Annotated in this window: 9 protein-coding genes; 6 read left to right on the top strand and 3 right to left on the bottom strand. The window is 34.9% G+C overall.

Annotation, left to right across the window (positions count from 1 at the left end; all coding sequences use genetic code 11):
• Positions 1-57: 57 nt before the first annotated feature.
• Positions 58-768, bottom strand: a complete 711-nt coding sequence (locus FD31_RS13350) for a B3/B4 domain-containing protein (protein WP_057893281.1) — start codon at positions 766-768, stop codon at positions 58-60.
• A gap of 137 nt (positions 769-905) precedes the next feature.
• Here FD31_RS13350 and FD31_RS13345 point away from each other — a divergent pair, with 137 nt between their 5' ends.
• Positions 906-1,766, top strand: coding sequence for an NAD(P)H-binding protein (locus tag FD31_RS13345; protein ID WP_057893280.1), 861 nt, complete (start codon positions 906-908; stop codon positions 1,764-1,766).
• Positions 1,767-1,845: 79 nt separating this feature from the next.
• On the opposite strand, the gene FD31_RS13340 is transcribed toward FD31_RS13345, so the two are convergent.
• A complete protein-coding gene (locus tag FD31_RS13340; protein WP_057893279.1) occupies positions 1,846-2,490 on the bottom strand; it encodes a Crp/Fnr family transcriptional regulator in 645 nt (214 codons plus the stop codon).
• Between the two features lie 100 nt (positions 2,491-2,590).
• On the opposite strand from FD31_RS13340, the gene FD31_RS13335 reads away from it, so the two are divergent.
• Both FD31_RS13335 and FD31_RS13330 read left to right on the top strand, forming a co-directional pair.
• Entirely contained in the window at positions 2,591-3,148 is a 558-nt protein-coding gene (locus FD31_RS13335) for a hypothetical protein (protein ID WP_057893278.1), read from the top strand.
• A gap of 10 nt (positions 3,149-3,158) precedes the next feature.
• Positions 3,159-3,548, top strand: a complete 390-nt coding sequence (locus tag FD31_RS13330; protein ID WP_057893277.1) for a tautomerase family protein — start codon at positions 3,159-3,161, stop codon at positions 3,546-3,548.
• A 118-nt stretch (positions 3,549-3,666) separates the two neighbouring features.
• Here the strand turns inward: FD31_RS13330 and FD31_RS13325 are convergent, their stop codons facing one another.
• Positions 3,667-4,107, bottom strand: a complete 441-nt coding sequence (locus tag FD31_RS13325) for an Rrf2 family transcriptional regulator (RefSeq protein WP_057893276.1) — start codon at positions 4,105-4,107, stop codon at positions 3,667-3,669.
• Between the two features lie 176 nt (positions 4,108-4,283).
• Between FD31_RS13325 and FD31_RS13320 the strand changes: the two genes are divergently transcribed.
• The 3 genes from FD31_RS13320 to FD31_RS13310 all read left to right on the top strand — a co-directional run.
• Positions 4,284-5,222, top strand: coding sequence for an ABC transporter ATP-binding protein (locus FD31_RS13320; protein ID WP_057893275.1), 939 nt, complete (start codon positions 4,284-4,286; stop codon positions 5,220-5,222).
• On the top strand, positions 5,219-6,742 hold the full coding sequence (locus tag FD31_RS13315; protein ID WP_057893274.1) for an ABC transporter permease/substrate-binding protein: 1,524 nt from the start codon (positions 5,219-5,221) through the stop codon (positions 6,740-6,742). The genes FD31_RS13320 and FD31_RS13315 overlap by 4 nt, the downstream gene beginning before the upstream one ends.
• Positions 6,743-6,969: 227 nt before the next feature.
• Positions 6,970-7,239, top strand: a 270-nt coding sequence (locus tag FD31_RS13310; RefSeq protein WP_476728476.1) for a DUF6198 family protein, incomplete at its 3' end; no start/stop codon positions are given.

Here is a 7,239-nt window from a genome sequence, read left to right as displayed (position 1 = left end):
GGCGGCCTATTACTATCTTCACAGCATATTTAACTTTCAACTTTCAGATAATTAGTTTTATTTTGCGAAGACAAATTCACGATTATCTTTGTTTAAAAATGTTAAATCATTAATATCAATATTCAAGTAATCATGGAAGCGTGTTTTTAAAGCATTAGCAGCCGCAATATGATCATCTTTACGGTCAGGTTGAATGTTTTCCATATAGAAGAGTAGGTTCTTTGTTTCATCAGTGTCAGCTACACGTGCACTGTCACGCCAAGCCCAACAACGGGAAATGATATCTTTGTCATCACGGTAAACTACTTCACCAGGTAATGCTTCTTCAACTTCATCTTCACCAATTGGTGTAAAACTTTCGCCACCTTTGGCAACTGTTAAATGAACATCACCAACTATTTTATCCAAGTCCTCAGCTGCAATTGGAAAGGCGTACTCCAAGGAAACTGAGTTATAAACATCGACAACGGGGTTAATGTTGCCAACACCTTTATTATTTTTGGCACGTTTTAGAAGATTTTCCACAGCGTTACGAGCACCTTTTTTAGTTTTAAATTTGCGATAAGCGTCACGCCAAGCTTTAACGACTGGATTGGCACTGATAGGATCGTCAGGGACCCATTTTTTGGCAACTTCATTAGCTGTCTGAATTAAATTGTCAGGTACGTTGGTATCGTTATGGTTATCAACATCATGAGCCGTCATAACGGCGATTTCTACATCGGGAAAGATGTCCCAGAATTCTTGATCAATGATGATTTTTTGCATTCTAAATCCCTCCAACAGTCTATTTATCTTCATTATATTATTTATTAACAAGTATTTGGTTAAAATTTAAAATTAAATAGTTGACTACTTGTAACAATTGAAGTAACATCTATTTTGCAAACAAGGAGGTAAGTGAAATGAATTATTTAATTACTGGAGCAACAGGTCATTTGGGTGGCCAAATTTTCAATGAGTTAATCAAATTGGTGCCAAGTACTGATGTAACGGCCGGAGTTCATACAGTTTCTAAGGCACAACATATTGCTGATACTGGTGCTAATGTGGTACCCATCGACTTTATGAAAGAGGAAACTTTAGTGAATGCTTTTACTAAGAAGGACGTTTTGATTTATGTTCCTAGTAAGAGTCATGATAGCTTTAGTCGTGTCAGTGAATTAGAAAATGTTATTCAAGCGGCTCAAAAGGCCGAAGTTGGACATATTTTGGCCATGGGCTTTATTGCAGATCAGGCGAATAATCCATTTGATTTATCAGCCTTTTATGGTTATTTACCACGAAGATTGGCATCGAGCGGACTTTCCTATACGATTGTTAAAAATGCTTTGTATGCTGATCCGTTGGTACCATATTTACCAGAATTGATTGAACGTAAAAATGTTATTTATCCAATGAAAGATCAAGCATTGTCATTTATTAGTTTGGCAGATAGTTCAAAGGCTTTTGCTAAGGTGGCTGCAACTAAGTCATTATTAGTTGATGGTAAAATTTATACTTTGACACAAGAACGAAATTATACGATGCCACAATTAGCGGAAGTTTTAACTGAAGTGGCACATTCTCCAATCGGATATCAACCAGTTAGTTTGACTGAATTTGCAGAAATTTATAATGAAGGCAATGAAGGTCACATGTTATCATCGATGTATGATGCCGGTGGTAAAGGATTGTTGAATGAGATTAGCTCTGATTATCAATTGATAATGGGACATCCAGCTACACCTTTAAAAGAGTTTTTAGTAGAAAATTATAATAAATAAAGTTTATTAAAAAAGATAGTTGTAAGAAATATAATATTTCCTATAACTATCTTTTTCTGTATATAATCAGCTACATTCTTTAGAGAATTGTAAATTCACGCCGATTTAGTTTGATTTTATTTTCTGCAACTAGAAGTTTTAGTTGACGACTGAGTGTTTCTGGAGTTATTCCCAAATACAAAGCTAGTTCGCGTTTAGTTACTGGTAGTTGATAGGTGGGAGTATTGAATTGATCTTGTAATTCCAAAAGGTAATTGTAGAGGCGTTCTTTGGATGTTAACAAAGTATCAGTGACATCTCGTTTTTCTAAAGAAGCTAGCCGTTCGCCGAGAATATCAACTAGTGATAAAGCCATTTCTGGATATGATTTTAAAACATCTTTGAAAGCAGCCTGTTTTAAATAACATATTTCAGTGGGTTCAACAGCCTGAGCAAAATTATGATGTTCATGTTTAGTGAAAAGTGCTCCCGTTAAATCTACTTCACGTGACCGCAACATGTAAAGTGTTCTTTCACGGTCATCATCAGCGTAACTGAAAACCCGGACTCGTCCTGAATCTACTATCATTAAACGGTCGTTTGGCTCACCAGCAGAATAAATCATTTGACCAGATGGAATTTTTCTTTGATGAACGGAAACGCGAGCTAGTGCTTCAATGACGCTTCGTGGGGCACCTTTAAATATCGAAACTTGTTCTACACATTTAATAGGATCATGAGTCATAAATTAATTTCGCCTTTCTTGACATATGTCAATTCTAATTCGTTAGGTTCAGTATACAATTACTCATGTAATCAACAAAGAGATAAGTGGAGGAGTTAACATGACCGAAAAATACAGTGCAAAGATTGTTTCATTGAATGAAGATAAGATTGGAACAGCAGCACATGGAACTGCCACATTTGAAATTGAAAATGATATTATGAAGATTCATATCTCAATGAAAGATACTCCCAAGAATACACAACATTGGGAACATTTCCATGGATTTCCAGATGGAAAAGAAGCCCAAATTGCCACAAAAGCTCAAGATGTTAACGGTGATGGATTCGTTGACTTGCCAGAGACAGAGCCAGTTTCTGGTACCACAATGGTGCCATTTGATGCCGCACCACATGATATGAATGTTCCTAACGATACGTACCCAGTATCAGATGAAAACGGAAGTTTTGAATATGATAAAGAGGTTCCACTCGATAAGTTACGAGCTAAGTTTAATGAAGTTTTCGGAACTGATGATTTAGAGTTAGATAAACGAGTGATTTACGTTCATGGAGTGCCAGAAGATTTAGTATTGCCAGATACAATTGCTGGAGCAGTCGGACACTATGATCAACACGTAACATTGCCAATTGGTGTAGGTAAAATAATTAAAGATTAGGAGAAATAATATGCCATTAATGAGAATTGATATGATAAAAGGTCGCGACAAGAAGGAAATTAAGGATATTTTAGATATCTCATATAAAGTTGCAACTGATGAATTGCACTTATTGCCACGAGATCGTTATCAAGTTGTAACTCAACATGAACCCGAAGAAATGATCTTTTGGGATGTTGGTTTGGGATTAGAAAGAACTGATAAAATTTTGTTGTTCAGTTTGACATCAAGCCCACGTGAACAAATAGACAAAGAACATTTTTACGCAAGTTTAGTTAAAGCTTTGCACGAAGGAATTGGTATTTCACCAGCTGATGTAATGATTAACATTACAAGTAATACTATGGCCGATTGGAGCTTTGGTAATGGTGAGGCACAATTTCTTAACGGTAAATTATAAAAATTATTGATGATTTTACCTTTAATTTTAAAAATATACGCTTAAAAATCTGACAGTAAAAGGACTAGATAAATTTTCAACGAATTTATCTAGTCCTTTTTGAAACCTATTTCAGTTTTTACTTCAAAACCTTCTTGGCCTTTTGTTCAACTAAGATAGTCTCGATAATATCTTGTAATGAAACGTTATTGAACTTTCTTAAGGCAGCCATCTTGGCGTCTTCGTAATAAGTTCCTAAAACTTTTTGAATATTGCCGCCAACGATACAATCAGGATTTGTATTGGTATCAAGCGTAAATAATTGTTTGTCGCCCTCAACGGCCAAATAAATATCAAGCAAGGTGATTTCACGAGGATTTTTTGACAACTTAGGTTCAGCTGTACCTTTCTTAGTTGCAATTAAACCATTTTCTCGCAATGTACTCATTAACCGACGAACTACAACTGGGGAAGTTTCGATGCTACTGGCAATTAATTCACTCGATAACTTCTGGTCTTGATAGATTTCGATGAAAGCTAATATATGGACGGAATCACTGAATCGTGTTGAAACTCTCATTTGCATTTACCTCAAATATGTAACCTTTGTTTTTACAGGTATAATCATAGAATGAATTCACTAAATAGTCAATGAATTAGGTATATGCTTATTGTTTGACACTGGAACGGACTTATTTTATATTATTCTTTGTATTGATTCTTGTCACTTAAAAAGTTACATGAAAGAGATTTGTTATGATAGAGTTTGAACACGTTTATAAGAAATATGACAACAATTCAGCTATTAAAGACTTGAGTTTGAAAATTGAAGACGGCGACTTTTTTGTGATGGTCGGAACTAGTGGCAGTGGAAAAACGACGACGCTAAAGATGATTAATCGTTTGATCAAACCAACTTCAGGGCAGGTTCTAATTGATGGTCAAAATATTGAAACATATGATTTACAAAAGATGCGGTTAAATATGGGATATGTTTTACAAAATATTGCTTTGTTCCCAAACTTAACGATTGAAGAGAATATCACGATTCAACCTGAGTCTTTGCATTGGTCAAAAGACAAACGTAAAAATGTGGCTTGGGACCTTTTAGAAAAAGTCGGATTAGATCCTAAGAAATATGCTAAAAGAATGCCCAATGAGTTATCTGGTGGGGAACAACAACGTGTCGGAATTATTCGGGCGTTAGCAACTAGTCCCAAAATGGTTTTGATGGACGAGCCATTTAGTGCTTTGGACCCAATTTCACGAACACAGTTACAGGATTTAGTTTTGAAACTGCATCGCGAATTACAGACAACTTTTATTTTTGTAACCCACGATATGCATGAGGCGATTCGTTTAGGTAATACGATTGCCGTTTTGAGTAAGGGAAATTTAGAACAAATTGGTAATCGTGATGATATTTTGAATCATCCTAAGAATGATTTTGTCAAAGGGTTCTTCAAATTAGAAAAAAGTGGTCAGACAACTGTTGGTGAAATTATTGATGCCGGTTTTGGTCAAGTTGTTACCAAAGATATGAATTCTTCATTATTAAAAGAGGATTCAGTTAATCGTTTGGCAACTGAGTTGAAAGACAATGACGGAGAAGTTATTTTTAATAATGACAATGAGAACTATCAGCTCACTACCTCTGATCTACTAGATTTTTTGGCAAGGGAAGGTGAGAAATAGTGAACGCAGTTATTCATATATTACAAACGCAAAGTAGTGGAATTTGGGAAGCTTTAGGTCAACATATTTCTATTTCACTGATTTCATTATTTATCGCTGCCATTATTGCGATTCCTTTGGCCATTATTTTAATGAATCATAAGCGGATTGCTGAAATTATTTTACAAATAACCAGTATTTTACAAACGATTCCTAGTTTAGCGTTATTGGGTATTCTGATACCCTTTGTAGGGATTGGAACGGTACCTTCGATTATTGCTTTAGTTGTTTATGCGGTGATGCCAATTTTCCAAAATACGTACTCTGGTTTGACAACAATTGATCCAAACCTAGAAGAAGCAGCGGAAGCATTTGGATTATCGCGAACAAAGAAATTAGTTAAATTTCAGTTGCCACTAGCAATGCCAATGATTATTTCAGGTATTAGAATCGCCATGGTCATGATCATTGGAACAGCAACGTTGGCAGCTTTAATTGGTGCTGGTGGTTTAGGTACTTATATTTTGCTAGGAATTGAAACAAATAATAATGCATTATTATTGATTGGTGCTGTCTTGTCAGCCGTTTTAACGTTGATATTCAGTACTTTGATCAAGGGTATTTCTAAATTATCGCTTAAAAAAATGGGAATCCTTTTTGCTGCAATTATTGTTTTATTTGGTGGATTTGCTGGATACCGCAGTATCGTTAAACCACCTGTTAATATTACGATTGCTGGAAAAATGGGTAGTGAACCAGAAATATTGATTAATATGTATAAAGATTTAATTGAAGAAGATCATCCGAATATGAAGGTCTCTTTGAAACCTAATTTCGGTGGGACATCATTTTTGTACAAAGCATTGGAATCTGGTTCGGTTGATATTTATCCAGAATTTACTGGTACTGTCTTACAGGCTTTAGTTAAAACCAAGCAAAAGGTCAGTCATAACCCTGAGAAAACTTATCAAGCCGCTCGTAATTTGTTGAAAAAAGACGCTAATATGGAATATTTATCACCGATGAAGTATCAAAATGGATATGATTTAGCGGTAAAGAAGAGCTTTGCTAAAAAGTATAATCTCAAAACGATTAGTGATTTGAAAAAAGTGGAACATCGTTTGCATGCTGGCTTTGATCCTGACTTTTATCAACAAAATGATGGTTATCCTGGGGTTAAAAAAGCCTATGGTTTGGATATTGCCAGTGTTAAAACCATGGAACCTTCAATTCGTTATAAAGCGATTGCTAATGGGAAAGTCAATGTTGTTGATGGTTATACGACAGATCCAGAAGTCCAAGAGTATAACTTGGTAGTTCTCAAAGATGATAAGAATCATTTCCCACCATATCAAGGGGCTCCATTAATGACCGAAAAGTTTGCAATGAGTCATCCAGAAGTTAAGAAAACTTTGAATAAATTGGCTGGAAAAATTAGTGAATCTGATATGCAAAAGATGAACTATTTGGTAACTGTCAAGCACGAGAAAGCTTCAAAAGTTGCTCATGATTATTTGGTTGCTCAAAAATTAATTAAATGACTAAAACAATAGAATCTTTTACTATGGATGAATAATCAATTCAAATTGAAAATAGTATTTTAATAATGAATTAACGATTATAAATTAGGTATCTGAAAGAAACTGAAAATGATGTTTCTAACAGGTGCCTTTTTGTATTTCGACGTTTTGTCTCAAACTATTTTGTAGTACGATAATCACTATTGAGAAGGGGTGACATCATCAAAAATTCAATCCAAACAAGAATCATTGGTTTAGTTTCAGGGCTGATTTTGAATGCTTTTGGTAATGGGCTATGTATTTCTGCCAACATGGGAAGTGGTTTATGGACCGCTGCCGCTGTTAATGTGACTAAATGGACAGGTTTGAATACAGGGTTATTGTTGTTCATTATTGGAGTAATCAATGCCATAACAAATCAATTTTTAATTAGACGTGTTGATAGTCGTAGACTAATTGGGGAAATATTGTACGTAATGTTCTTTAGTTATTTTGTCGAAAATTTCAATAACAAGTTA

Origin of the sequence: Companilactobacillus nantensis DSM 16982 (assembly GCF_001435815.1) — a bacterium.
In the GTDB taxonomy this organism is placed as follows: Bacteria; Bacillota; Bacilli; order Lactobacillales; family Lactobacillaceae; genus Companilactobacillus; species Companilactobacillus nantensis.
This window is presented reverse-complemented; position numbering and strand designations above follow the sequence as displayed.

Coding starts and splice junctions, on each gene's coding strand:
- FD31_RS13345 (WP_057893280.1), top strand. CDS start 906: ATGAATTATTTAATTACTGGAGCAACAGGTCATTTGGGTGGCCAAATT.
- FD31_RS13340 (WP_057893279.1), bottom strand. CDS start 2,490: ATGACTCATGATCCTATTAAATGTGTAGAACAAGTTTCGATATTTAAA.
- FD31_RS13320 (WP_057893275.1), top strand. CDS start 4,284: ATGATAGAGTTTGAACACGTTTATAAGAAATATGACAACAATTCAGCT.
- FD31_RS13325 (WP_057893276.1), bottom strand. CDS start 4,107: ATGAGAGTTTCAACACGATTCAGTGATTCCGTCCATATATTAGCTTTC.
- FD31_RS13330 (WP_057893277.1), top strand. CDS start 3,159: ATGCCATTAATGAGAATTGATATGATAAAAGGTCGCGACAAGAAGGAA.
- FD31_RS13350 (WP_057893281.1), bottom strand. CDS start 768: ATGCAAAAAATCATCATTGATCAAGAATTCTGGGACATCTTTCCCGAT.
- FD31_RS13335 (WP_057893278.1), top strand. CDS start 2,591: ATGACCGAAAAATACAGTGCAAAGATTGTTTCATTGAATGAAGATAAG.